This is a genomic window from Myxococcus sp. CA051A (assembly GCF_013336705.1).
In the GTDB taxonomy this organism is placed as follows: Bacteria; Myxococcota; Myxococcia; order Myxococcales; family Myxococcaceae; genus Myxococcus; species Myxococcus llanfairpwllgwyngyllgogerychwyrndrobwllllantysiliogogogochensis.
Genome location: NZ_JABUMS010000011.1, coordinates 313,561 through 338,316 on the forward strand (window position 1 = coordinate 313,561; position 24,756 = coordinate 338,316).

13 protein-coding genes are annotated in these 24,756 nt (G+C 69.4%); 10 read left to right on the forward strand and 3 right to left on the reverse strand.

Annotated elements, in window-relative coordinates; translation table 11 throughout:
• Positions 1 to 26: 26 nt before the first annotated feature.
• A complete protein-coding gene (locus HUA74_RS30045; RefSeq protein ID WP_254614344.1) occupies positions 27 to 1,538 on the reverse strand; it encodes a hypothetical protein in 1,512 nt (503 codons plus the stop codon).
• Between the two features lie 856 nt (positions 1,539 to 2,394).
• Between HUA74_RS30045 and HUA74_RS30050 the strand changes: the two genes are divergently transcribed.
• The 8 genes from HUA74_RS30050 to HUA74_RS30085 all read left to right on the forward strand — a co-directional run bounded on the left by HUA74_RS30050 (position 2,395) and on the right by HUA74_RS30085 (position 11,156).
• A complete protein-coding gene (locus HUA74_RS30050) occupies positions 2,395 to 3,654 on the forward strand; it encodes a hypothetical protein (RefSeq protein ID WP_141648794.1) in 1,260 nt (419 codons plus the stop codon).
• An 87-nt stretch (positions 3,655 to 3,741) separates the two neighbouring features.
• Positions 3,742 to 4,569, forward strand: a complete 828-nt coding sequence (locus HUA74_RS30055; RefSeq protein WP_141648793.1) for a hypothetical protein — start codon at positions 3,742 to 3,744, stop codon at positions 4,567 to 4,569.
• 96 nt (positions 4,570 to 4,665) lie between these two features.
• On the forward strand, positions 4,666 to 4,998 hold the full coding sequence (locus HUA74_RS30060) for a hypothetical protein (protein ID WP_174457283.1): 333 nt from the start codon (positions 4,666 to 4,668) through the stop codon (positions 4,996 to 4,998).
• Positions 4,995 to 6,143, forward strand: coding sequence for a hypothetical protein (locus tag HUA74_RS30065; RefSeq protein ID WP_174457284.1), 1,149 nt, complete (start codon positions 4,995 to 4,997; stop codon positions 6,141 to 6,143). Before HUA74_RS30060 ends, HUA74_RS30065 begins: the two co-directional genes overlap by 4 nt.
• Positions 6,144 to 6,166: 23 nt before the next feature.
• Entirely contained in the window at positions 6,167 to 8,404 is a 2,238-nt protein-coding gene (locus HUA74_RS30070; protein WP_174457285.1) for an RCC1 repeat-containing protein, read from the forward strand.
• 23 nt (positions 8,405 to 8,427) lie between these two features.
• Positions 8,428 to 9,375 (forward strand): VWA domain-containing protein, encoded by a 948-nt coding sequence (locus HUA74_RS30075; RefSeq protein WP_174457286.1) that lies wholly within the window; start codon positions 8,428 to 8,430, stop codon positions 9,373 to 9,375.
• Positions 9,376 to 9,467: 92 nt separating this feature from the next.
• The gene (locus HUA74_RS30080; protein ID WP_141648788.1) at positions 9,468 to 10,028 is read left to right on the forward strand and encodes a DUF2378 family protein; all 561 of its coding nucleotides are present in this window, start codon (positions 9,468 to 9,470) and stop codon (positions 10,026 to 10,028) included.
• Between the two features lie 33 nt (positions 10,029 to 10,061).
• Positions 10,062 to 11,156 carry a hypothetical protein gene (locus HUA74_RS30085; RefSeq protein WP_174457287.1) on the forward strand — a complete coding sequence of 365 codons (1,095 nt, stop codon included), beginning with the start codon at positions 10,062 to 10,064 and terminating at the stop codon, positions 11,154 to 11,156.
• 9 nt (positions 11,157 to 11,165) lie between these two features.
• Here HUA74_RS30085 and HUA74_RS30090 read toward each other — a convergent pair whose 3' ends face one another.
• Positions 11,166 to 11,966: a hypothetical protein gene (locus HUA74_RS30090; RefSeq protein WP_141646269.1), complete on the reverse strand. Its 801-nt coding sequence runs from the start codon at positions 11,964 to 11,966 to the stop codon at positions 11,166 to 11,168.
• Positions 11,967 to 12,240: 274 nt separating this feature from the next.
• Entirely contained in the window at positions 12,241 to 12,678 is a 438-nt protein-coding gene (locus HUA74_RS30095) for a DUF2383 domain-containing protein (RefSeq protein ID WP_174457288.1), read from the reverse strand.
• A 267-nt stretch (positions 12,679 to 12,945) separates the two neighbouring features.
• On the opposite strand from HUA74_RS30095, the gene HUA74_RS30100 reads away from it, so the two are divergent.
• Positions 12,946 to 14,373: an MFS transporter gene (locus HUA74_RS30100; protein ID WP_141646271.1), complete on the forward strand. Its 1,428-nt coding sequence runs from the start codon at positions 12,946 to 12,948 to the stop codon at positions 14,371 to 14,373.
• Between the two features lie 46 nt (positions 14,374 to 14,419).
• Positions 14,420 to 24,756, forward strand: a 10,337-nt coding sequence (locus tag HUA74_RS30105; RefSeq protein ID WP_174457289.1) for a non-ribosomal peptide synthetase, incomplete at its 3' end; no start/stop codon positions are given.

The following is a 24,756-nucleotide window of genomic DNA, read 5'->3' on the forward strand; positions in this document are numbered from 1 at the left end:
CTCTCTGCGCCGGAGGGGACGGCGGGTCAGGGGGAAGGGGATATCGGGGGACGGGCACGAAGCAGCACCTCGCGCTCGAGCTCCGTCCGAAAAGCAGTGAGCCGCTCTCGGGCGGTGAAGGGGCCGCTGCCAGCGATAGCGCCGAAGAAGCGCTTGCGCACGCCCTTGCGCGTCGCGCACAACACTTCCGTCACGCAGAGGGCCACACCGCCCCCCACGGCGGGCAGCGGCCGCATGGTGTTGAAGTAGATGGGGAGGTGCCGCTCCAGGGCGGCCTCGTCCTCCACCTCGATGGTGATTTTCGACAAGAGGGCGTTGCCACACAGCGCGGTGGCCACCTGTCGCAGTCCCGGCGTGAAGGCGAAGCCATGCGTGGTCAGCGACGGCATCCACCAGGGCAGCGCCGGCGAATACAAGGTGGAGAAGATATCCTCCAACACCCCGCCCTCCCCTCGCGTGCGCTCCAGCAGCAATGACACCTGCTCGGGCGTCACCGGCCCCTGGCTCGTCCTGGTGGGAATCACCGCGATGCGGATGCGCCGCCAGGGCCGCGCCACGGACGACGGCGCATCCGGCAACACCGGCACCAGCATGGTGGGGTTGTCGGAGCGCAGCAGGCCCCCGCTGGAGCGCCCCAGCGCCACCAGCGAGGCACAGGCGAGGTTGCGGAAGTCCAGCCGCTCCGGGAGCTCCACGCGCAAGAGCGGCGAGGGGTCCTCGGCCCCCGTGAGCCATTCATCAGCGGCCGCGCGTCCCTTCCGGGGCAGCGCCGAGGCGATGGCCCGCGACACCTCCATCATCGCGCTGCCATCCATCACCAGATGGTCGAACGCCAGCTCCAGCGAGCCGGTTCCAGGCTCCACCCGGGCGCCCAGCCAGGTGCTCGTCGTCAGCAGATGCGACGTCCACGCGCTGCGCCCCCGGCCCGCGACGTCCACCACCACCTGGGGATGCCACCCGGCCCGACGCGCCTCGGCGAGCGTACACGGCGCGCAGTCCGCAAGCCGCCCGGCCACCGCCTCCGGAGTCAGCTGCGCGTCATCCAACGGCAGCCGGGCCATCCGAAAGCCTCCGCCCTCGCTGGTGACGGCCACCGTGAGCACGCTGTCGTCGGAGACACGCTGCCGGGCGTCCAGCCCCTCACGCCCCAGCCCCGCGAGCCACACATCCGTGGGCTGGTTGTAGCGGCGCCCTCGCGTGTCCCGATGCCAGCGCGCCACCTGGGCGAGCAGCACCGGGGCCCAGGTGCCCGTCGAGGTGTCCACCCCCAGGGGCTGCACCGTCAACATGATGCGCCGCGTGCGAGGCTCCGTGGAGAGGAAGCGCTCCCAGCTCGTCAGCTCCGGCACCACGCCCGAGGCCTGGCGCGCCGGAAACGTCCGCTGCCAGCCATCACAGAAGCCCACCAGCGCGGACAGCGACCGACGCGCCACGGGGAGGAAGTGGGGAAACTTGTGCGCCATCGAGTCCCGCACGCGAGCCAGCGCGTCCTCGCCACGGCGCACGGCGAAGGAAGGGATGGAACCAGAGCCGTCCATGGCACGTGTCCCGCGCAAGCCCACCGGTGAGGTGACCCACAGCATTGGCCGTGCAGTGTAGCGGACACTTCCTCCGCGCGGTGACGATGTCGTGCCCCTTCATCATCCATGTCTCACGCACTCGTACGGGTGGTGAACGACTCACGCGCTCACTCACACCCACCTTCCTCACGCGAGTCGCGGCATGACGCACGCGGAGCGAGTGTCACCCGCGCACTCCAGCTCGGCGCGAGCAGCGGGACAGAAGACTTCCGCTCCCAGCGGCCCTACCTGGTGCGACGCGCTCGCCTGGCCGGCGACAAGGCACGGTGCACCACCGGGACACCTCGGGCCGCCGTTGGCGCACAGGCACCGTGCCCTCACGGTTCCGATCTCCGCGCCCGGCCCCCACCGGCCTTGGCCTCACGTGCTCAAGCCACGACGCGGGCGGACGTGCGGTTTTCACGCAGATCGCCTCCCAGTGAAGCCACACACCCTTTCGTGCTCCTGCCGTGAGGCCCCGTCATTGACACGCATCCGCCATGGAAGGGGCGGTGAATCCGTCGGACCCCTCGGGAAACCACAAACAAAAGCAAACCAGATTTCACCGACAAAATAACCTTTCAAGACAAAGTCGATTTAGCCTAACCCGCACTGGCAGTCTGGCCCGCAATCGGTAGGATGCCACCGTCCAAGTCCAATCATCGCCCTTGGACAAATGGGGGGGAGTCCAAACACAGCACTCGGAACGGCCTCGGTACCCACGCTCGCATGGCGGGGAACCGAAGACGCCAACACGCGGTTTGCGAGCCCTCGGCTCGCAGGCACGGGAAGGGTGCGCCCTCCAGTCCTCACGCCACACAAAGGAATGTCTCTCATGAAGAAGTTCCTCTCCGCTACCGCCGTAGCCGCGCTGTCGCTTTCTGCGACGCAAGCCCTCGCCGCGCCGATGTCCCCCGCCGCCAGGCCCATGTCGCAGCACTTCTCTCCGATTGTGCAGGACGCGTTCACGCTCCTGGGCGACACGGACAACCTCAACCTCGTCTATTACGTCCCGCGCCGCGGCGGCATCGCCGTCCAGTCGCCCACGACGACCAACCCCGTCCCCCGCTTCCAGATCACCTCCTTCATCCCCGTGTTCGGCTTCTTCGCGGGCATGGAGCTGGCGAACCTGGGCGGCTCGTTCTCGACCACCAGCGACCTGGGCGCACTCAACCGCCTGTCGACGGAGGCCGCGGCGAAGGGCTTCCAGATCGCCCCGGCTCCGGCCAACCGCTCCACCACCCAGTTCGTCCTCTCCGGGTACGCGCCGGTCAACGGCCGCGTGGAGATCGACTGCGAGATGGAGATCATCGTCGTCAACGGCCGCGACGTCCCGGTGCCCAACTGCTTCACCCACCTGGACCCGACCCAGCCGTACGACATCAACACCAACGTGATGTACAAGTTCAACACCCTGCCCGCGCTCGGCGGCAGCGTCGTCGCGCAGGACATCTCCTTCCAGGCCACCACCCTGCCGGGTTGGACCAACCAGCTGCGCGCCCTGATGGCCACGGGCGCCCAGTGGGACAACATCATGACGGCCCAGATTGACTGGGACATCAAGACCCACAACGTGACCCGTCAGGCGCGCTTCACGGTGAACTGGCGCTCGCTGTTCGAGCAGGCCAGCGCCTTCGCGGCGTTCCACCTGAGCTCCTGCGTGGACATCGAAGTTCGCGCCTTCTTCGAGCGCCTGGTCACGTGTTCGTCCGAGAACGCGTGCGGCATCCGCATCGAGTACCTCAACAACGGCGTCTGGGGCCCCACCGCGCCCAATGACTCCAACTTCATCAACGTCGTGAACGCCGTCCAGGCCCGCCTCCAGGACGAGCTGTTCAACGAGGTCCGCCGCTACACGACGCCGGTCAACGGCCAGGTCTCCAACCAGACCAACTCCATCTTCACCATGCGCGCCAACTACGAGAAGCTCATCCTGGAGCGCAACGAGGTCACCTACATCCAGTACAACCCGGGTCCCACGGACTTCACCGTCAAGACCAACATGAACGTCACCTGCCTCCTGGACGGCTTCGAGCTGGGCCGCGTCCGCTGGAACATGGAAGACGCGGGCTGCAGGGCGCTGATCGGTCAGTAATTCCGCACCGCCATGACTTCGGGGCGGAGGCCATCTTCGGGGTGGCTTCCGCCCCTCCTTTCCTTCCTTCAACCAGGCCCTTTCTCCATGCGCTTGCTTCAGCTTTCTCTCGCAGCCGTGTTGTGTCTTTCCGTCACGTCCGCCCAGGCCCAGACAGACACGCCGCCACTCGACTATGCGCGCACCATCCGCGAGTCTGAGATGGTATTCGTTCCCTACATGGGGATGGATCGCGGCCCTGTCTTCTATACACAGTACGTGCAGATTCCGACCGACTCCGTCGCCACCGTGGCTGGCATGAGGCGGCTCTTCGTCAACCTCCACCCCACCGCCCACACGCAGGACCTGTACAACGGCTTCATCACCCGCCATGGCATCACCGACGCGCGGCTGCTCCCGCTGCCCTCGGCCGGCTCGTGCCAGCCCTCGGCGGGAATCGCGGACCTGCTCAAGGGCATGCCGACCAACTACCGGCCGGCGGTGGTCGGCGGCAACTATCCGCTCGTCTGCGGACTCAGCGTCCACTTCTTCCCCGCCGACGAGGCGATGGTGCGCGCCCATATCGCCGCCAACCCGGTCATCACCCTGCGCGCCTCGGTGCCGCTGTGCGCGACGAACAGCCCCCTGCTGAACGTCCCCGCCATCAACCAGCGACTGGTGACGGACGGCGTGCTCCAGACGACGCCCAACCTGGGCGTGGGCGGCAACAGCTGGAACGTGCTCTTCGAGTCCGCCAAGCTCGCCCAGCTCAGCCCCTCCCTGTTCGTCACGTCCGACCCGCAGGTCGGCTGGGAGACGTACATCAAGTCCTTCACGCTCAACCTGACGGCGCAGACCGCGACGATGTCCCCGGCCGCGGCGAGCAACTCCGCCGCCATCTGCACGCCCACGCCGCTGGTCATCAACTTCGGCTAGTCGGCAAGGCGCCCCGCGCGAAGACAAACCCTCACATCAGCAGCCGGGGGCGGCCATGGCGACGGCCATGACGCTCCCGGCTCGGGAGCTTTCGAGATGACACGATGGGTCTGGGTCCTGGCGGGACTCATGGGATGGACGGCGTGCGCGTGCTCGGGAGATGACCCCGACCAGCCCGGCCAGACGCCGGAGCAGCGCAGGCAGCAGGTCCAGCAGTGCATCGTCACCCGGGTGCCCCCACCCGCCGGCTCCACCGAAGCGCGGTGGTCGGTGTCCGGGTATGCCCTGGTGAGCGCCTACCGGAGCTGTCAGGCGAAACCAGGGGACGCGACGTCCGAGGACTTCCGCGACGTGCTTCGAGGCCTCGCCGAGCCAGAGGAGGACCCCTCGCGCGTGAAGCTCACCCAGCCCACCGGGAGCGCGCCGTGAGACGGCTCGCCCTCCTCGTCCTCGTGCTGGGAAGCCTGGCCTCCGCCAAGGGCGTCGTGGCCCAGGAGTGCACCGGCTGCCACACGTCCAAGCGCACCGAGCCCCAGACGCGCTTCGCCAACGGCCTGGGCCGGTGGACGGACAGCCAGTGCTTTGGCTGCCACGCCGAAATCAACGACGTCGCCGTGAAGCGCCAGAAGCGCGAGCCGGACCCGCGCTACTTCGCCATCCCCGTGCGCGAGGACAAGCTGGCGCATCTGGCCAAGACGCCGCTGGCCTACATGAATGCCCCGGAGCTCCTCGAGCATCCGGGACAGAAGGTGCCCCGCATCTCCTCGCGAGGGCTCGCCGCCTTCCTCAAGCGCCCCAGCACCCTCTCCCAGAAGGAGGGCAGCCGCGCGCCCCGGATGATGGCCTACCCCACCCTCCAGTCGGGCGACGTGAAGGACGTCGCCGCGCTCCTGTCGGTGCGGCTGCCGGCGAGGGAGGCCCCCACCTCGAAGCTGTCGGCCTCCGAGCGCAAGGACGCGGACACCCTCTGGAAGGCGCGCTGCGCCAGCTGTCACGCCGGAGACAAGCCCCTCTCCGGACGGGACGGGGTGTCACTGGGGCTCTACACGCCCGAGTGGACGTATGAGTACTGCCGCGAGCAGCCGCCCTACGCGCGCGCGGACCGACAGATGCCGGAGGTGCCGCTCTCGCTGGACGAGGCCCGGCTCCTGCACCGCCTGTTCGACGAGATGCGGGTGGAGAAGGAGCGCGAGCTGGACGCGCGCGTGACGCGGCTGGCGATGAAGGACGCCGCCATGCCCGGGGCGGTGCCTCCCACGATGCTCGCCTATCTCTGGGGCCCCTTCTTCCGGGACGCCACCTGCGTGCACTGCCACGCGACGAGCCCTCGCGCGGCCAGCGCCTTCACGGCCGACGAGGAGGGCCTGAAGACGTACCTCAAGAAGAAGTCGGGCGAGGAGTACTGGCGCAGGCTGGAGACGCGCGCGCTGGAGGCCGAGCACGGCCTGGTCGCAGCGAAGCCCGGCATGCCCATGGCCGGCATGGAGCTGCCCGTGGAGCTGCGACGGCTCATCGCCCGGTGGGTGGTGGACGGCTGCAAGGATACCGAAGGCAAGACCTGGTGCCGTCGCTGACGGCGCACACCGAAGGGATGGCCATGAGCCTGAACGAGTCGCACCTGTCGTCGAGGATTGGCTGGACGTGGGCGCTCTTCGTCGGCCTCTGGCTTTGGACGGGCTGCGGCGGCGAGGACCCCTCCACCCACGAGCAGGCCCTGCGCCAGGCGCTCGCGGGCCGCGCCTCCGCCACCCGGCTGTCGCTGGGTCAGTACCACTCGGTGGGCGTCCACTCGGACGGCTCGGTGTGGGCCTGGGGCTACAACCGGCAGGGACAGCTGGGCAATGGCCTGTTCACCGACAGCCCCACGCCGGTGAAGGTGAAGAACCTGGAGGACGCGGTGGCGGTGGCCTCGGGGGACTACCACTCGGCGGCGCTGCGCTCGGATGGCACCGTGTGGTCCTGGGGTGACAACTATTCGGGGCAGCTGGGCAACGGCACCGTCCTCGCCAGCAACGAGCCCGTGCGCGCCCAGGGCCTGTTCGGCGTGCTCTCGGTGGGCTCGGGCTTCTCGCACTCGGTGGCGCTGCGCTCGGACGGCACCGTGTGGGCCTGGGGCGACAACCGCTACAAGCAGCTCGGCGCACTCGCGGCGACCAGCAGCACGCTGCCCGTACAGGTGGCGGGCCTGAGCGGCGTCATCGCGGTGGCGGCCGGTGGCAACACGTCGCTGGCGCTGCGCTCGGACGGCACCGTGTGGGCCTGGGGCGACAACCGCAGTGGCCAGTTGGGCGATGGCACGGTGACGACGCGGGGCACGCCCGCGCAGGTGCAGTCGCTCGCCGGCGTGGTGACCATCTCCGCGGGAGCGTCCCACTGCGTGGCGCTGCGTTCGAATGGCACGGCGTGGACGTGGGGACTCAACTCGACGGGCCAGCTCGGCGACGGGACGAAAATCAACCGCTCCTACCCCGTGCAGGTGGTGCTGACGGACGTGCTGGCGGCGGTCGCCGGCAACTACCACTCGCTGGCGGTCCGCGTGGACGGCGCGGTGTGGGCCTGGGGTGACAACCGCTATCGCCAGTTGGGCAACGGCACGCTGACGAGCAGCACGCTGCCGATTCAAGCGGGCCTCAGCGGCGGCGTCACGCTGGTGGCGGGCTTCAAGCACTCGCTGACGCTGCGCGCGGATGGCACCGTGTGGTCCTGGGGTGACAACGCCTTCGGCCAGCTCGGTGACGGCACCTTCCTGCCCCGCATGTCTCCGGTGCGCGTGGGCAACACCACGCTGGGCAACCCCGGGGTGACGTCGGGACAGCTGCACTCCGTCTACCTGGACGCGGCGGGCAACCTCTGGAGCTGGGGCGACAACGAGGAGGGCCAGTTGGGCAACGGCCTGGGCGCGGACCGGCTGTTGCCCGCGCGCATGGGGCTGACGGCCAGCGTGGCCGTGGCCGCCGGACACCGCCACACCGTGGTCCTCAAGGGCGACACCACCGTGTGGTCCTGGGGCGTCAACACGCGGGGCGAGGTGGGCGATGGCTCCAACACCAACCGCTCCCAGCCCGTGCCGGTGTCGGGCCTGTCTGGCATCTCCGCCATCTCCGCGGGGGCGTACCACTCGCTCGCGCTGCACCACGACGGCACGGTGTGGGGATGGGGCTTCAACCGCTACGGACAATTGGGAGACGGGACGACGGTGGACCGCAACCACCCCGTGCAGGTGACAGGCCTGGCGGGCGTGACGGCCATCGCGGCCGGCCACAGCCACTCGCTGGCGCTGCGCTCCGACGGCACGGTGTGGGCGTGGGGCTACAACTTCGATGGCCAGATTGGCAGCGGGAACAACGCCTGGCACATCGTGCCGGTGCAGGTGGTGGGGCTGTCGGCGATGACGGCCATCACCGCCGGGGGCTACCACTCCATGGCGCTGCGCTCGGACGGCTCGGTGTGGTCCTGGGGCTACAACGGCTCGGGACAGCTGGGCAACAACTCCACGCTGAGCCAGAACGCGCCGGTGTCCGTGGCGAACCTGAGCGGCATCGTCTCCATCACCGCGGGGGACTATCACTCGCTGGCGCTGCGCTCGGACGGCACGGTGCGCGCGTGGGGCTTCAACTTCGACGGCCAGATTGGGGACGGCTTCCTGGAGAACCGCCATGTCCCGGTGATGGTGGCGGGGATGACGGGCGTCGTGGCCGTCATCGCCGGAGACCACCACTCCATGGCCTTGCGCTCGGACGGCACGACGTGGGCCTGGGGGGCCAACGCGGAAGGCCAGCTCGGTGATGGCACGCGCAACGACAGCATCATCCCCGTGAAGGTGGAGCTGTTCTGATGCAACTCGACAAGGAGACACCCATGTTCGCCCGTATCCTGAATCGGTGGGCCCCGCGTGCACTCGCGGGCGCGGCACTCTCACTCGCCTTGCTGTCCGGCACCGCGGCGCACGCCTTCACCGAGGAGCACGTCATCATCTTGATTGACCGCAGCGGCACCATGAGGACGACGCGGGCCTCGGGACAGACGCGCTTCGCGGATGCGCTCGTGCGCGGGCGCGACTTCGTCCAGACGCCCAACGCCCTGCCGCGCCTGTTCGCCATCTGGACGTTCGAGGGCGGCGGCTACCGCCGGGAGCAGGGCTTCGAGGACGGCCCGACGACGGTGGCGAGCCTGAGCCGGCTGAGCGTGGGCGCGGGCGCGACGCCCCTGGCGCTCGCTGTCTGCGACGCCGCCGACGAGCTGCTCCAGTTCGGCCCCGGCATCGACGCACGCAAGGTCGTCCGCCTCATCTCCGACGGCGAGGAGAACAGCACGCCGGAGGCCACGCTCTGTTACGGCCCTCCGAGCGCCACGCGCTATCCCGACCTGGAGGAAGGCTCGTGGGAGTGGAAGGTCCGCAACATGCTCAAGACGGGCGACCCGCTGCGCGACAGCCCCAATCCCTTCCAGCTCGTCTTCGACGCGGATGTCTTCTTCAACCACATCACGCTTTCGCCCGAGCCCTTCTTCCTCACCTTCGTCCAGGAGGTCGCCAAGGCGTCGGGAGGCCGCTACACGCCCATCGACGACGTGCGCCCGCTCCCCATCCCCGGCGACACGGATGGGAACGGCTGCGTGGACTCCGTGGACTACCGCTTCATGCTCGCCAACTACGGGCTGAGGGTGCCCCCGGCCAGCCCGGCGGCGGACTTCAACGGGGACCGCGTCGTCGACTTCACGGACTACTCCATCGTCCTCGGCAACCTGGGCCGTGGCTGCAACAGCGTGCTACCGCCCGTGCTGCCCGTGCACGAGGTCCGCGAGTAGTCGTCGACAGGACTGGCCTCCGGAGGTCACCTCCGGGGAGAATGCGCGTCCGCCGGCCCGGGTAGGCCGGCGACACTCGGGGGCACGAGCGCATGAGCCAGGAGCGCGTCATCTTCGGCAACACGGTGGACAGCCTCTACCTGAAGACGCTCGACAAGGATTTGTCCTACGAGCTGCGCACCCAACTGCGCGAGCTGGGCATGGACCTGGACGCCCCCCTCCAGGCCGCCTATCCCCACTCCGTGTGGGTGAGGTGCCTGGACGAGGTCGGCCGATCCCTCTATCCGGAGAAGCCCCTGGAAGAGGCCCGTCGGCGGCTCGCCCGGCGGATGATTGAAGGCTATGCGCAGACGGTCATGGGCTCGGCGGTGCTCACGCTGGCGCGCGTGCTGGGTCCCATGCGCTCGCTGGGCCGCATGACGCACAACTTCCGCAGCGGCAACAACTTCACGCAGACGCGCGTCAACGTGGTGAACCCCACCACCGCGGAGCTGTGGTTCAACGAGCCGGACGTCACCGAGGGCTTCGTCGAGGGCGTCCTGGAAGAAGGGCTGCATCGCATCGGTGTGCGGGGCCTCACCATTTCCCGCACCCGTCACGACGCGGAGTCCTGTACCTATCGCATCGAGTGGTACGACCCCTCCGCGCGCTGACCCACCTCCGAGAGCCCCCGAGCCCCCCGCCCCATGACCCGCCTCCTCGACAGTCTCCCCGAGCTCTACCGCGACCTCCTCCCGGGCTTCTTCCGGCAGGACGTCCCCGAGGAGACCAAGGCCACGTGCTCCAAGTGCGCCATGTGCAAGGACAACGCGGAGGGCGCCGTGGAATCCGTGGACGGAGTCAGCCGCTTCTTCCGTCCCGACACCAAGTGCTGCACCTACTTCCCCCGCCTGCCCAACTACCTCGTCGGCGCCCTGCTGTCGGATGAGCGCCCGGAGCTGGCCGAGGGACGCGGTCGCATGGAGGCGCGCATCGCGGGCCGCATCGGCGTGACGCCGCAGTGGGTGAAGCCCCCGGCGAAGTTCAACTTCCTCTACAAGAACGGGCACCAGTTCTTCGGCCGGGCCGCGTCGCTGCGCTGCCCCTACTACGGCGAAGAGAGCGGCGGCTGCACCATCTGGCCGTACCGCGAGGCCGTCTGCTCCACCTTCTTCTGCAAGTACGTCTCGGGCGCCGACGGCCGCAAGTTCTGGATGTCCCTCAAGACGTACCTGACGCTGACGGAGATTCAACTGTCGCGCTGGACGGCGCTCCAGCTGCTGCCGGACTACATCCTCTCCGGCAAGGACCGCCCCGAGCTGAACAGCGTCCCGCTCGGCGTGGAGGACCTGGACGACGCGCCGCCCCCCACGCGCGTCTACGCGGAGCTGTGGAAGGAGCACGCGGGCCGCGAGGTGGAGTACTTCCGCGCCTGCTACCAACTGGTGCGTGGGCTGACGGCGGAAGGACTCGACAAGCTGCTGGGCCTGGACGGCGTCATCGAGCTGAAGGCCGTGGAGAAGCTGTTCGCGACCTCCGTCTCACCCCAACTGCCGCGCACCCTCCGCTTCAACCCGGACGCCACCGTGCAGTGGCTGCCCGACGGCAGCGTGGCCCTGGGCGCATACAGCGACTTCGACGCGATTGCCCTCCCCGGAGAGGCCTATGGCCTGCTCGTGGAGTTCACCGGCCGGCAGCCGGTGGAGGCCGTGCGACACCACCTGCGCGAGCACAAGCAGGCGGACCTGTCCGAGGACATCCTGCTGGAGCTGTACCGACACCGCATCCTCGTGGAGGCCTGAGCAGCCCGCCTACGGAGGACCGGACAGCGCGCCCAGCTCCTGAAGGAGTCGACTGGACGCATGCGCCTCGCGCCAGGCGGGCACGGACGCGGAGAGGTGCTCGGCCAGCCATGCGCAGAAGCCGGGGTCTCCCGCGCCCAGCCACTCCGCGGACTCGGACAGCTCCGCCTGCGCGGCCTCCCACGCGCGACGGTACGCGCTCGCCGCGGCCATCACCTGCGTCACCGAGTGGGTGAAGGCGTCCAGCGCGGCGCGCAGCTCCAGCGCGGCTGAAGGCTCCATGCCCCGCGACTCGCGCAGGCGCCCCAGGTGCAACAGCAGGCCCTGCTCCAGCGCGGCCGTCGTCCCCAGCCGGGCCTGCGCGCCGCGCAGAAGCAGCTGCAGGTCCTCGTTCAGCTCTCGCAGCAGCTCCTCCGTGGAGCGCGCCACCGGGCGCCCCAGCCGGGTGCAGACCGCCTGCCACAGGTTGCTGAAGGCGAGCAGCTCGCTCACGCCCCGGCGCACGTGCGGCGGAATGCGGTCCAGGAACTCCAGCGCCGCGCCACGCGCCTCGGACGACAAGGCGCCAGGGCCCTTGGCCAGTTGGAGCAGCTTCCACGCCCAGGGCAGGGCCGCCTCGGTGGAGCGGAACAGCGCCTCACAGGTCGCGCTCAGCGCTCCCGCATGGCTGCTCTCCTTCAACGCCACGGGGGCCAGGGGCATCTTCTCGCGCTCCGCTTCCCTTGGCTCGGGCTCCACGGTCCGCTCGTCTCCGCGCCGCGCTTCACCGGAGACCTCGTCGCGTTCCGAAGAGCTGTCGTCCAGCCACATGCATCTCCTCCAGCCTCGTCGGCGGACCCCCGTTTATCGCACGCCACAACCCCAACCTCCAGGCCCCATCCGCTCGGCGTGAAACCCTCGACGTCCAGCCCCACCCCGGCGATCTACTCCCTCAGAAGAAACCCGCGCCGGTTGTGACGAGGTCGACGCCCGGCCATTCAAGGCACCGCGCGCATTCCTGGAAGTTGAGAGTCCCAACGGAAACGGCCCGGGTCCGCGAACGAGTCGCGGGGCCCGGGCCTGGGGTTTCCCACCCGTCACGTCATCAGTGGAGGGTGTGCTTCAGGTGACTGAGCTTCTTGTGCGTACTCTTCTGCGCGGGCAGCAGCTCCATGCGCACGAAGCGCCGCAGGTCGCCGTGGACCTTGTCCGCGTCGCGCTCGTAGTCGCGCAGGCCATGGTCCTCGCCTTCCTCCAGCGCGGAGATGGCGGCGTTCTCACCCAGGACGTCCGCTCCGCCCTGGACCACCTTCGCGAAGGCGCCCCAGATGCCGGAGCCCTCCGCCGGTTTGCCGTCGAGCTGCAGGATGCGCGAGCGCAGCGTCTCCACGCGGTGCTCGTGGTCCTGTCGACACTCCTCCAGCGTGCGACGCCGTACGTCATCCTCGATGTGCCCCAACGCCTGCCGGTAGGTCTCCACCGCTGAAATCTCGCCCCGGAGGAAGGAATTGAGCGTGTCGACATCCTTGTCGGTGTGCGCCATGAAGGCCTCCTGGAAGTGGTGAACGGGTTGCTGAGCAAGAAGGTGCGACGTGCCCGCCCGCTCGCAACAAGGGCCCCCTCCCCCGCCACCTCCCTTCGGCCACACGCACCGTCCGTGTTTCAGCAGGTATCAGCGCGACTGTCCGGGTAGTCTGTTTGCAAGAATGCGTCAGGGCTGTGAAGCTGATCTGGGAGTGCCCAGTTCCTGTGCCGTGCCCCTGGCCAGTGGGAAGCTCGCCAGCCAACCCAGCTCGCATCGCCACGCGAAATGACTGCCCCGTCGCCTGCTTCACCGTCGCGCCCGCTTCTCACCTTCGGCCTCGTATGGCTGGGGCAGTTCGTCTCCCTCTTCGGCTCGGGGTTGACGTCGTTCGCGCTTGGCGCGCACGTCTACCAGCTCACCGGCTCCACGACGCGCTTCGTGCTCATCTCCTTCTTCGCCACGCTGCCCCTGGCGGTGTTGTCGCCGTTCGCCGGAGTGCTGGTGGACCGGTGGGACCGCAGGAAGGCGATGCTTTGGAGCGACGTGGGCTCCGGCCTCACCACCGCGCTCATCTGGCTGCTGCTGGTGGCGGATGACCTGGGCCAGCTCGCGTTCAAGGCCTGGTACCTGTACCCCATCGTCCTGCTGGGGGGCTGTTGCAATGCGTTTCGCTGGCCTGCGTGGACGGCCACGACGCCGCTGCTCATTCCCAAGCAGCACCTGGGGCGGGCCAGCGGCATGGCGGAGCTGGGCGGGGCGATCAGCCAGATTGCGTCGCCCCTGTTCGCGGGCCTGCTGGTGGGGAGCATCGGCCTGCACGGCGTGCTCTTCATGGACGTGGTCAGCTTCCTGTTCGCCGCGGGCGTGCTGGTGGTGGTGCGCTTCCCGTCCGCGCCCGGGGCCTCGGTGCGGCGCGCGGGGCCTCGCTCCATGCGCGCGGAGCTGGCGGAGGGGTGGCGCTTCGTCCGGGACAGGCCGGGCCTGTCGTACATCCTGGCCTTCAGCACGTTCACCAACTCGAGCCTCGCACTGGTGCTCCTGCTCTTCACGCCGCTGGTGCTGGCCTTCACGGACCTGAAGCACCTGGGACTGATTGGCTCCATCTCCGGCATGGGCCTGCTGGCGGGCGGCATCCTCACCAGCGTGTGGGGCGGCCCCAAGCGCCGCATCCTCGGCATCGCGGGCTTCCCCATCATCGCCTCGGTCATGCTGCTGCTGGCCGCGCTGCCGCCCAGCGTGCCGCTGCTCGCCACAGCGGCGGCGCTGTTCCTGTTCTCCATGCCGCTCACCACGACCAACTCCCATGTCATCTGGCAGCTCAAGGTGCCGTTGGAAATCCAGGGCCGGGTGTCCGCGCTGCGCAAGACGGTGGGACAGTCCGGGGTGCTGCTCACCACGTTGATCGCAGGTCCCCTGGCGGACCGCGTCTTCGAGCCGTGGATGGCGCCGGGCGGAGCGTTCGCCGGCAGCGTGGGGCGCGTGCTGGGCACCGGCACCGGGCGTGGCATCGCGTTCTTGTTCGTCGTCCTGGGGTTCGCGGTGCTGGGCGCCGTCGGACTCCTCCTGTTGTCTCCTCGCGCGCGGCGCGTCCAGGAAGAGCTTCCGGACATGATTCCTTCCCACCCGCTCGCCACTTCTCTTCCTTCCGAGCAGCCCCCGGCTGGCGCCGTGCCCGAGAGTCCGCTCTCGGCGACGGGAAACACCCCGTCCTGAGCACGCAGCGTCCCGGCCCCGCGCAATGAATTGACTGGAGTACTCCGTGAGCACGCGCAACGACTCCCCGACGTCCGTCGGGCCCGTCATCCCATCCGAAGCGAGCCCCTCCGCCTCTCCCCTGGTGCCCCTGCGCGCGGGGAACGACGCGGCGAGCCCGCTCTTCCTCGTGCATCCGATGGACGGCCGCCTGGACTGCTACGCGGAGCTGGTCCGCCACGCTCCGGCGTCCCAGCCCGTGGTCGGCATCCAGGCGCGAGGCCTGGACGACGGGCGCGCGCCGCTGGAGTCGCTGGAGGCGATGGCCGTCTTCTACGTGGAGGCCCTGCGCGCGGAGCGGTCCGAAGGGCCGTATCACCTCGCGGGCTGGGCGCTCGGCGCGGTCATCGCGTGGGAGATGGCGCGCCTCCTCCAGCGTGACGGCCACGTCGCGCGGCTCACGCTCATCGAGCCGCCGCCCGCGTCACCCGACAGGAGCATCTCCGCCCAGGCGCTCGCCGCGCACGCCGCCCTCTTCGCGCGAGAGCTGGCGCTCCAGGCGGGCCTGCCCCCGCTCGAGCATCCCGCCGCGCTCACCACGGGCAAGGACCCCGAGCCCCTGCTGGTGCATCTGCACGCGGAGGGCACGCGCCAGGGGCTGCTGCCCGCGGCCACGACGCTCGAGTTCCTGCGCGCGCGCTTCAAGCTCTTCTCCGCCCACGTGCGCGCCGCGCGTCGCTACGTCCCCGAGGCCTTTGCCGCTTCCGCGCGCATCGTTCGCTCCGCCGAAGTCGTGGACGCCGCGGACGTGGAGAAGGACAAGGGCTGGGCGGTGCTCGCGGAGGAGGGCGCCCAGGTCGACGACACGCCTGGAGACGGACACTCGCTCTTGCGCGAGCCCCACGTGAAGGCGCTGGCGGCGCGGCTCTTCGAGTCCGGCCAGTCCCTCACCGGGCCCATCCCCACGGGTCACGGCGACGGCGCGCCGCTGTCGTACGCGCAGCAGCGGCTCTGGTTCCTGGATCAGCTCCAGCCCGGCAGTCCCGCCTACAACATGTTCTACGGCCTGCGCTTCACGGGCCCGCTGGAGCACTCGCTGCTAGAGCGCGCCTTCACGGAGCTGGCGCGGCGTCACCAGACGCTGCGCACCCGCTTCCGCTCGCTGCAGGACGGCCCCGTCCAGGCCGTCTCACCGCCCGCGCCGTTCACCATCTCCGTCGACGACCTGCGCGCCCTTCCCCCGGAGGCGCGCGACGCGGAGGCGCAGCGACTGGCGGACGCGGAAGCGCGCACGCCCTTCGACCTGGCCACCGGCCCGCTCTTGCGCGCGCGGCTCTTGACGCTCGATGAGCACGAGCACGTGTTGCTCATCGTCAATCACCACGTCATCTCCGACGGCTGGTCCATTGGCGTCCTCTCGCAAGAGGTCCCCGCCCTCTATCTGGCGTTCGCGCTCGGCCGGCCCTCGCCGCTGCCGGAGCTGCCCGTGCAGTACGCGGACTTCGCCGTCTGGCAGCGCGGCTGGCTGACGGGCGACGTGCTCGAGTCACAGCTCGCCTACTGGCGCACCCAACTGGCCGACGCGCCGCACGCGCTGGAGCTGCCCACCGACAGGCCGCGGCCTCCCATCCAGTCGCTGCGCGGGGACATGCTGCGCGTCGACCTTCCCGCCGCGCTCGCGCCCGCCGTCCACGCGCTGTGCCACCAGGAGGGTGTCACGCCCTTCATGGTGCTGCTGGCCACCTATCAGACGCTGCTCGCGCGCTACTCCGGGCAGGACGACATCATCGTCGGCTCGCCCATCGCCAACCGGATGCGGGCGGACCTGGAAGGCCTCATCGGCTTCTTCGCCAACACGCTCGCGCTGCGCGCCCGCTTCACCCCGCGCATGACGTTCCGCGAGCTGCTGGCCCAGGTGCGCGAGACGACGCTCGGTGCCTATGCGCACCAGGACGTCCCGTTCGAGAAGCTGGTGGACGAGCTGCGTCCCGAGAGGGACCAGAGCCGCACGCCCCTGTTCCAGGTGATGCTCGCCCTGCACAACACGCCGAAGACGCAGGGACAGGAAGACCCCGACGCGCCGCTCAAGGTCCGTCCGCTGGATGCCATCAGCGGCACCGCCAAGTTCGACCTCTCGCTGCTGGCGTCCGACGACGGCAACGTGTTCAACGCGGTGTTCGAATACAACACCGACCTCTTCGACACGGCGACGGTCCAGCGCATGGCGGACCAGTTCGTGCGCCTGCTGCGAGCCGCCGTCGAGGACCCGAGCCAGCCCGTCTGGCGCCTGCCGATGATGGAGGAGCCCGAGCGTCGCCAGGTCCTCGTCTCCTGGAACGACACGTCGCGGGAGCCCTTCGCGCCCACCACGCTCCACGCACCCGTGGAGGCCCAGGCGCTTCGCACGCCCGACGCCATCGCCGTCACCGACGGCACCGACTCGCTCACCTACGCGGCGCTGGACACGCGGGCCAATCAGCTCGCGCACCACCTGCTCGCGCGAGGCGTGACGCCGGGGAGCATCGTCGGCATCTGCCTGGACAAGTCGCTCGACATGGCCGTGGCCGTCCTGGCCACGCTCAAGATGGGGGCCAGCTATGTCGCGCTCGACCCCAGCTATCCCGCCGAGCGCCTCGCCTTCATGCTCGCGGACACGCGCGCGCTAGTGATCCTCACCCACTCCCGGCTCGCGGCGTCGCTACCCACCGAGGGCGGCGCTCGCGTCCTGCTGGTGGACATCGACGCGGCCGTTGTCGCCGGCCAGTCCCGACGCGCGCCAGGTCTCGACGTCTCGGCGGAGAGCCCCGCCTACATCATCTACACGTCCGGGAGCACGGGGGTGCCCAAGGGCATCGTCATGCCCCACCGCGCGCTGAGCGCGCTCTTCATGTGGCAGCTGAAGCGCGCTCCCCAGCCGCGCGCCACCACGTTGCAGTTCGCGTCGCTCAACTTCGACGTCTCCGTCCAGGAGATGTTCTGCACCTGGTGGGCGGGCGGCACCCTCGTGCTTCCCACCGGAGGACTGCGCCAGGACATCCCCGCGCTGCTCGACTTCATGCAGCAGCAGCGCGTCGAGCGGCTCTTCCTGCCCTTCGCCGCCCTTCAGGCCATCGCCGACGCTGTCTCGCATGGCGCCACCCTGCCCTCCGCGCTGCGGGAAGTGGTGACGGCGGGTGAGCAACTCCAGGTGAGCGACACCGTCGCAGCGTTCTTCGCGAAGCTGCCGGGCAGCGTCCTGGAGAACCAGTACGGTCCTTCCGAGGCGCACGTCGTCTCCGCCTTCCGACTCCAGGGCACTCCCACGTCCTGGCCCCGGCTTCCGTCCATCGGCGGGCCGGTCGGCCACACGCGGCTCTACGTCCTGGATGCACTCGGACATCCGGTGCCCATCGGCGTCTCGGGAGAGCTGTACATCGGTGGCACCCACCTGGCGCACGGCTACCTGTCACAGCCAGAAGGCACCGCGAAGGCGTTCGTCCCCGACCCCTTCTCGACGGTGCCGGGCGCGCGGCTCCATCGCACCGGAGACGCGGCGCGGTGGCGCGCGGACGGCACGCTCGACTTCCTCGGGCGGCTCGACTCCCAGGTCAAGCTGCGCGGCTTCCGCGTCGAGCTGGGTGAAGTCGAGTCCGTGCTCCGCTCCGCGCCGGGGCTGAGTGATGCCGCGGTCATCGTGCGCGAGGATGTGCCGGGCGACAGGCGACTGGTCGGCTACGTCGTCGTCTCGCCCGACGCCACGCTCGACACCGAGGCCCTGCGCGCGTTCGTACTCCAGCGCCTGCCCGAGTACATGTTGCCGTCCGCGTTCGTGGCGCTGCCCGCGCTGCCCCTCACGCCCAGCGGCAAGCTCGCGCGCAAGCGCCTGCCCGTGCCCGATGCGGAGAGTCTGCGCGGAGGTGCGGCCTTCGCCGCGCCCCGCACTCCATTGGAGGAGAAGCTCGCCGCGCTCTTCGCCGACGTCCTGCACGTGCCGCGAGTGAGCGTCACCGACAACTTCTTCGCGCTCGGCGGGCACTCGCTGCTCGCCACCCAGGTCGTGTCGCGTGTGCGGTCCGCGTTCGGCGTGGAGCTGCCGCTGCGCACCGTCTTCGGCGCACCCACGGTGGTCGCCCTCGCGGCGAGCATCGACACCACGTTGATGACGTCGCGGAACCGGCAGCCGCCCGCGTTGGTTCCAGTGCCCCGCACGGGACCGCTGCCGCTGTCCTTCGCGCAGCAACGCCTCTGGTTCCTCGACCAGCTCCAGCCCGGCGGCGCGACGTACAACATGCCCTCCTTCGTCCGACTGGACGGAGCGCTTCATCTGTCCGCGCTCCAGCGGGCCTTCGCCGAGTTGGTGAGGCGCCACGAGGCCCTGCGCACCACGTTCCTCCAGCAGAACGACGAGCCCTTCCAGATCGTCGCCCCGCACGCGGAGCTGCCGGTGACCGTGGTGAAGGTCCAGGGGCAGACGCCGGACGCCGTCCGCCAGGAGGTGGAGCGACTGCTGCGCGAGGAGTACCTGCGTCCGTTCAACCTCTCCACCGGCCCGCTCGTCCGCGCCCTGCTGCTGGAGACGTCCCCCACCGAGCACTTCCTCGCGCTCAACATGCACCACATCGTCTCCGACGGTTGGTCCATGGGCGTGCTCACCCAGGAGGTCGCCACCCTCTACGGGGCCTTCGCGATGGGGGCACCGTCGCCGCTTCCGCCCCTGTCCCTCCAGTACGCCGACTACGCCGTCTGGCAGCGCGACTGGCTCCAGGGCGAAGTGCTGGAGCAGCAGCTCGCATGGTGGCGCGGACGCCTGATGGGTGTGGCCACGCTGGACCTGCCGCTCGACAAGCCGCGTCCTCCCGTGCAGACCTTCACCGGTGCCCAGGTGCTCGTCACCTTGCGGCCAGAGGTCTCCAAGCGGCTCAAGACGCTGTGCCAGCGTGAAGGCATCACGCCGTTCATGGCGCTGCTCGCCGCATGGCAGTTGCTCCTGTCCCGTCACACCGGGCAGGACGACATCGCCGTCGGCTCACCCATCGCGGGTCGCCAGCGCGCGGAGCTCGAAGGGCTCATCGGCTTCTTCGTCAACACGCTCGTCTTCCGCGCGCGCATCGACACGAACGCGACGTTCCTCCAGCTCTTGCGGCAGGTGAAGGAGACCGCCCTGGGGGCCTACGCGCACCAGGACGTCCCCTTCGAGCGCCTGGTCGAGGAGTTTCAGATTCGTCGAGACCTGAGCCGCAGCCCGCTGTTCCAGGTCCTCTTCGCGCTCCAGAACACACCCGCGTCGGCCCTCCAGAAGCAGGAGCTGTCGCTCAGTCCGGTGGAGGTTGAAGCCACCGTCATCAAGTTCGAACTCGAGCTGCACTTCGTGGACGGGCCGGACGGCCTCTTCGGCGCGCTGACCTACAACACGGACCTGTTCGAGCGAGCCTCCATCGAGCGCATGACGCGGCACTTCGAGTTGCTCGTCGAAGCGGTCGTCGCCCGGCCCGACGCTCCGCTCGCTACCCACTCCATGCTGACCGTCGAGGAGCGGCGAGACGTCCTCACCAACTGGGCCTCGGCTCCCGCGCTCGTCTCGCCGGACTCCACCCTGCCCGCCGTCTTCGCCGATGTCGTCGCGCGCGCACCCGACTCCGTCGCGCTCCTCTTCGGTGACACCTCCCTCACCTACCGTCAGCTCGACGAGCGCTCCAACCAGCTCGCCTGGCACCTGCGCTCGCTCGGCGTCCGCACCGACTCCCGCGTCGCCATCGCCGTCGACCGCTCCGCCGAACTCATCATCGCCCTCGTCGCCATCCTCAAGGCTGGCGCCGCCTACGTCCCCCTCGACACGAAGTATCCGCGCGAGCGTCTCGCTTCGATGATGGAGGACGCGCGGCCCGAGGTCCTCGTCTCCACCCGCGCATTCCTGGACAAGCTTCCCACCGACGGGCTGACGTGCGTCCTCCTGGATGAAGTGTCGCTGGCCCACAGCCCCACCCGGGCCCTGCCTCCTTCCGCCCTCCCCGAGTCGCTCGCCTATATCGACTTCACCTCCGGCTCCACCGGCAAGCCCAAGGGCGTTGGCTGCACCCACAGCGGCGTCATCCACATCCTCGTCGGCGTCGACTACACCCGCTTCGGGCCCGAGCAGACCCACCTCCTCCTCGCTCCCATCTCCTTCGACGCCACCACGTTCGAAATCTGGGGCGCACTGCTCCACGGCGCTCGCCTCGTCGTCCTCCCTCCTCAGGCCCCCTCGCTCGAGGAACTCTTCCAGACTGTCGCTCGACACGGCGTCACCACGCTCTGGGCCACCAGCGGTCTGTTCTCCCAGCTCGTCGAGAGTCGTCTCCCCGCGCCTCCTTCCCTCCAGCGCGTCCTCACTGGCGGCGACATCGTCTCGCCCCTTCATGTCCGACGCGCGTTGCAGGACTGGGGCGTCTCCGTCACCAACTGCTACGGCCCGACGGAAACCACCGTCTTCGCCACGACCTTCCTGGTCGCTCGGCCCGAGGACGTTGGCGCAACGGTGCCCATCGGCAAGCCCACCAACGGCACCCGCCTGCTCGTCCTCGACGCCTCGCTTCAGCCCGTCCCCATCGGCATCACCGGTGAGCTCTTCATCGGTGGTGACGGCCTGGCTCGCGGCTACGTCGGCCAGCCTTCACTCACCGCGGAGCGGTTCATCCCGGACCCGTTCTCCTCCGTCCCTGGGGCGCGCCTCTATCGCTCCGGCGACCTTGTCCGCTGGAGCCACGACGGGACGCTCGCCTTCATCGGTCGCGCCGACGCGCAGGTGAAGGTGCGCGGCTTCCGCATCGAGTTGCCCGAAGTCGAAGCCGCGATGCTCGCGCATCCCTCCATCCGCGAGGCCATCGCCATCGCTCGCGAGGACGCTCCGGGCGACAAGCGGCTCGTCGGCTACTTTGTCGGCGACGACCTGGACGCCGTCTCCCTCCGAGCCTTCCTCAAGTCTCGGCTCCCTGAGTACATGGTGCCGTCGTCCCTGCTCCGCCTGGACGCGCTCCCTCTCACCGCCAACGCGAAGATCGACCGCAAGGCACTGCCTCCTCCCGAGGCCGTGCTCTCTGCTCCCTCCTCCACCTACGTCGCGCCGCGCACGCCCACCGAGGAGCTGCTCGCCTCTATCTGGGCGCAGGTCCTTCGCGTCCCACAGGTCGGCATCGAGGACGACTTCTTCGCGCTCGGCGGACATTCGCTGCTCGCCACGCAGCTCGTCTCGCGCATCCGCAACACCTTCAAGGTGGAGCTGGCGCTGCGGGAGCTGTTCGAGGCCCCCACCATCGAAGCGCTGGCCCGGCGGCTCGATGCGGCGACCCGCGCGGGCAAGGGCACGGTGCGGCCTCCGCTCGTCCTGGTGCCGCGCACGGGCGAGCTGCCGTTGTCCTTCGCGCAGCAGCGCCTGTGGCTCATCGACCAGCTCGAGCCCGGAAGCTCCACCTACAACATTCCCCTCGCCCTGCTCCTGCAAGGGCCGCTCGAGGTGGACGCACTCCAGGGCGCCTTCACGTCGCTCGTCGAGCGCCACGAATCCCTGCGCACCACGTTCGTGACGCGCGACGGAGAGCCGCGTCAGCACATCCACGCCCCCAAGCCCATGCTTGTCACGGTGAGGGAGCTGGAGTCCCTCTCGGAAGATACGAAGCTCGTCGAAGCCCGCCGACTGGTGAGCGAGGAGGCCTCACGGCCCTTCGACCTGGAGCACGGCCCCATCTTCCGCGTGCTGCTGCTGCGGCTGGACGCACAGCGCCATGTCCTCGTCGGGACGGTCCATCACATCGCCTCCGACGGCTGGTCCACGGGAATCCTGCTCCGTGAGCTGGCGGAGTTCTATTCCGCGCACGCCACCCGGCAGTCGCCTCGGCTGGAAGCCCTCCCCGTGCAGTACGCGGACTTCGCCGCCTGGCAACGCTCCTGGCTGCGTGACGACGCGTTGGAGCAGCAGCTCTCCTATTGGAGACAGCAGCTCTCCGGCGCGCCTCCCTTCCTGGAGCTGTCCACCGACCGGCCGCGTCCGCCAGTCCAATCGAACCGAGGCGCCTCCTTCCCCGTGCGCCTGCCTCCCTCCGTGAACGAGCGACTCCTCGCGTTCTGCCAGCGCGAAGGCGTGACGCCTTTCATGGCGTTGCTCGCCGTCTGGCAGCTCCTCCTCTCCCGCTACTCCGGGCAGGACGACCTCTCCGTCGGCTCCCCCATCGCGGGACGCACCCGAGCGGAGACAGAGGGGCTCATCGGCTTCTTCGTGAACACCCTCGTGCTGCGCACGCAGCTCCTGCCGGGACTCCGCTTCCGCGAGCTGCTCGCGCAGGTGAAACGCACCACGCTCGGCGCCTACGAGCATCAGGACGTCCCCTTCGAGAAGCTCGTCGAGGAACTCAACCCTCACCGCACCCTCAGTCACTCGCCGCTGTTCCAGGTCATGCTCGTCCTGCAGAACGCACCGACGACGAGCATGGAAGTGCCTGGGAGCACGGCGGAGACGTCACCGCTTCGCCTGGAGGCTTTCGACTCGGGAGCGCCGGGCGCGAAGTTCGACCTCACCCTGACGCTGGGCGAGGGACTGGAAGGCGCGCTGGGCTACCGGACGGACTTGTTCGACGAGTCCACCATCGCCCGAATGGTCGCGCACTTCGGCACCCTCCTCGACGCCGCCGTCACCACACCGGAGTCGCGGCTGAGCGAGCTGCCGATGTTGCCGGCTGAGGAGCGCCGTCAGGTGCTCGTCGAGTGGAACAACACCCGCCGCGAGATGCCCTGGACTGGCGCCTTCCACGAGCGCTTCGAGGCCCAGGCCGCTCTCACGCCCGACGCCCTCGCCGTCCTCGACGACTCCGCCTCTCTCTCCTTCTCTCAGCTCAACCACCGCTCCAACCAGCTCGCCCACCTGCTGCGCGCCCGTGGTGTCGGGCCCGAAGTCCGTGTCGCCCTCTGCCTGGAGCGCTCCGTCGACTCCCTCGTCGCCCTCCTCGCCATCCTCAAGGCCGGCGCCGCCTACGTCCCTCTCGACTCCGCCTACCCTCGCGAGCGCCTGGCTTTCATGCTCCAGGACTCCGGCGCTCCCTTCGTCCTCACCCAGTCCCACCTCCTGCCTCGTCTCGACTCGGCCTCCTGCTCGGCCCTCTGCCTCGATGACGCCGCACTGCGCGCTTCTCTCGCCGCGCTCCCCACCTCCAACCCTCCTCGCGTCTCCCTTCCTTCTCACCTCGCCTACGTCATCTACACCTCCGGCTCCACCGGACGTCCCAAGGGCGTCATGGTCCACCACTCCTCCGTGGTGAATCTCCTCTCCGCCCTCTCCTCTGCCGTCTACTCCGACGTCCAGCGCCCGCTCCGCATCTCCCTCAACGCGCCCCTCTCCTTCGACGCCTCCGTCAAGCAGCTCGTCTTCCTCGCCCAGGGCCATTGCCTCTGCTTCGTCCCTCAGGCCGCTCGCGAAGACGTCCCGCTGCTTCTCTCCTGGATTCAGAAGCACCAGCTCGACGTCTTCGACTGCGCCCCTTCTCACCTCCGCCACCTCCTCGACGAGGGCCTTGCTTCTTCTCAGCGCCCCTTGCGTCTCCTCATTGGCGGTGAGGCCATCGACGACGCTCTCTGGGCGACGCTTTCCTCTTCGCCCTCCCTGAGCGCCTTCAACGTCTACGGGCCCACTGAGGCCACCGTCGACACCACCGCGCTCTCCATCCGCTCCTCTGCGCGTCCCGCACTCGGTGGGCCGCTCTCCAACGTCTCCACCTTCATCCTCGACGCCTCGCTCCACCCCGCCCCCATCGGCGTCCCTGGTGAGCTCTTCATCGGCGGCGACGGCCTCGCTCGCGGCTACCACCTCCGCCCGGACCTCACCGCCGAGCGCTTCGTCCCCAATCCCTTCTCTTCCGTCCCTGGCGCTCGCCTCTACCGAACCGGTGACAAGGCTCGGTGGCTTGCCCACGGCCACCTCGAGTACCTCGGCCGCATCGACTTCCAGGTGAAGCTGCGCGGCTTCCGCATCGAGCTGGGCGAAGTCGAAGCCGCTCTCGAAGCGCTGGCCTCCGTCCACCACGCCGCTGCCCTCGTCCGCGAGGACGTCCCCGGCCTCAAGCGCCTCGTCGCCTACGTCACCCCGGCTTCCGTCGACACCTCCTCACTGCGCGCGGAGCTGCTGCTCAGCCTCCCCGAGTACATGGTGCCCTCGGCCTTCGTCGCCCTCGACGCTCTGCCCATCAACACCCACGGCAAGCTCGACAGGAAGGCGCTCCCGGCTCCCGACTCTGGCCCCACCGACTCCTTCCTCGCACCTCGCAACCCCACCGAGGCTCGCCTCGCCGCCATCTGGGCAGAGGTCCTCCACCTCGACTCCGTCAGCGTCTCCGACGACTTCTTCGCCCTCGGTGGCCACTCCCTCCTCGCCACCCAGGTCGTCTCTCGTGTCCGCAAGGCCTT